Genomic DNA, 2,114 nt, shown 5'->3' with positions numbered 1-2,114 from the left:
AAACAAGGAATCAAGGAAGCCCGAAGCGCAGTGTACTTGGTACATGAGCATCGGACTGACGCAGATGACGCAGTTTTTCGACGTGTCATCGCGCTTCGCAGCTTTCAGGATTTAATCTTTAACTTGAGGTTCAAAAGAGTATCATTGATATTTTGTTAGTTGACATACATATACCAGCTAAGCGTAGTTTCATTTATCTAGATTTAATAATGATATACTAAACAATAGTAAGGTATGTTAGTTGCCTATATTGAAATTTGTGAATGGAGAGTCAAAAATTATGACCGATAGATTACGCGATGAGATAAAAGAAAAGATTAACAATGGTGACTTTCATTGTGAGAAAGAATTAACCTTATCGATTATAAGTGGAAAATGGAAAGTGGTTATTTTATGGCATCTAGGTGTAGAGGGACCACATCGATTTAGTGAATTGCAAAAAATTTTTCCAAAAATATCACATAAAATACTAACAAATCAATTAAGAGAGCTGATGGAGGATGGGATCGTTCATCGTAAAGTGTATCCCGAAATGCCACCAAAAGTGATATATTCCATGACAGATCTTGGGATGACTTTACTGCCTATTGTAGAGATGATGTACGAGTGGGGAAAAAAACGTATAGAGCAAATTAAGATTTCTGCAGATTTAAAAGACGAAAAAGAAGGGTGAATCTAAGATATAAATAGATCACTGAACTGAACCCCGAATAGTGGACACTTTAAAAAAAGTGGACCTATTCGGGGTTCAGTTCACACCCTTTATAACTTCCTTTTTATTTTTACTTATGGGTTGGTAGACCATAAGCCAGCTGATTTAATAAATACACGAGGATGAAGTTTCAGTTGGGAAACGATAAATTCAGCTAAATCCTCCGGCTGCATAACCTTTTCTGGGTTGCCGTCCGTTAAATTTTCTTTAAAAGCAAGCTCTGTAGCGACAGTGCTTGGTGTTAAAGCAGTAACACGAATATTATGTTTCCGAACTTCTAGTGCTAATGACTCTGTTAAACCAAGAAGGCCAAATTTAGATGCGCTATATGCACTTGTAGCGGGGGCACCTTTTTGTCCAGCAGTAGAGGAAATATTAATAATATCTCCACCGTTTTTTTCAATTAGTTGCGGAAGAACTGTTCGTGTTACGTAGTAGACTCCCATTAAATTAACATCAATCATAGATTTCCATTCTTCAGGAGAAAGATCTAGAAAGCCACCAAACTTTCCTATCCCAGCATTGTTAATCAAAATATCGAAGGATCCTAGTTCATTAGTAAGTGAATCGACTGCTTTTTCCACTTGTTCGAGTGAAGCAACATCTCCTGTAGCATAAGCGACTTTTACTCCAGTTGATTCAATTTCTGATATAACACTTTTTAAATCTGCCTCTGTTCGAGCTAAAAGCCCTACATTAACGCCTTCCTTTGCAAGAGCGATTGCAGTGGCTTTTCCAATTCCTTTACCACTCCCTGTAATGAGTGCCGTTTTTCCTTTTAATGATTGTCCCATAAACGAATACCTCTTTTCTATACAAATGTTCCTCTTTATTCAACACATATTTTACAGATGCTCTTTTATCATGTGAAGTATGCACTTTTTTATTACAAGGTTACCTAAAGGTAACTTATCCTCAAATTAGGCATATACTAATAATCTTCGTTTGTCATAAGTTGTAATCACTTAGAAAGAAACAACTCTCTAAAATCATTTTAGTTATGGGTAAAGTTTTATATTTAATAAAGCCAAAAAAGAAAATATTATTCTTATAAAAATACTTGCATACAATAAATTATAGTGATATAGTAAAAGTTGCCGCTTCAGTAAGGCTGGATTTGTACGATATTTAAAATTGTTGTTGACTTTACTGAGTGTGATTGGTATAATAATAAAGTTGTCAATAAAGATGTGCAAAGTGTTTGACAACACCAAAATATAATGTTATACTAAAAAAGTTATCGCTATTTACAGTAGATAATATTATTGTTGACATACGAGATATTCGATGTTATACTATAAAAAGTCGCTTTAAAAGAGTAGCGAAACATGAACCTTGAAAACTGAACAACAAAACGTTAATGAAATACAGTTTCAACTTAACAGTTGAAACAAAATTTTGG

At 34.3% G+C, this 2,114-nt stretch carries 2 protein-coding genes; one reads left to right on the top strand and one right to left on the bottom strand.

Annotated features, from left to right (window positions below; translation table 11 throughout):
- Positions 1–280 precede the first annotated feature (280 nt).
- Entirely contained in the window at positions 281–673 is a 393-nt protein-coding gene (locus ACH0B5_RS17930; RefSeq protein ID WP_406928250.1) for a winged helix-turn-helix transcriptional regulator, read from the top strand.
- Positions 674–786: 113 nt separating this feature from the next.
- Here ACH0B5_RS17930 and ACH0B5_RS17925 read toward each other — a convergent pair whose 3' ends face one another.
- A complete protein-coding gene (locus ACH0B5_RS17925) occupies positions 787–1,506 on the bottom strand; it encodes a 3-ketoacyl-ACP reductase (protein WP_122973748.1) in 720 nt (239 codons plus the stop codon).
- Between the last annotated feature and the right edge of the window lie 608 nt (positions 1,507–2,114).

The sequence above is a fragment of the Ureibacillus sp. 179-F W5.1 NHS genome (genome assembly GCF_045369345.1).
Lineage (GTDB): Bacteria > Bacillota > Bacilli > Bacillales_A > Planococcaceae > Ureibacillus > Ureibacillus halotolerans.
Note: the sequence above shows the minus strand (reverse complement) of the source record. Positions and strands in the feature narration are given on the sequence as shown.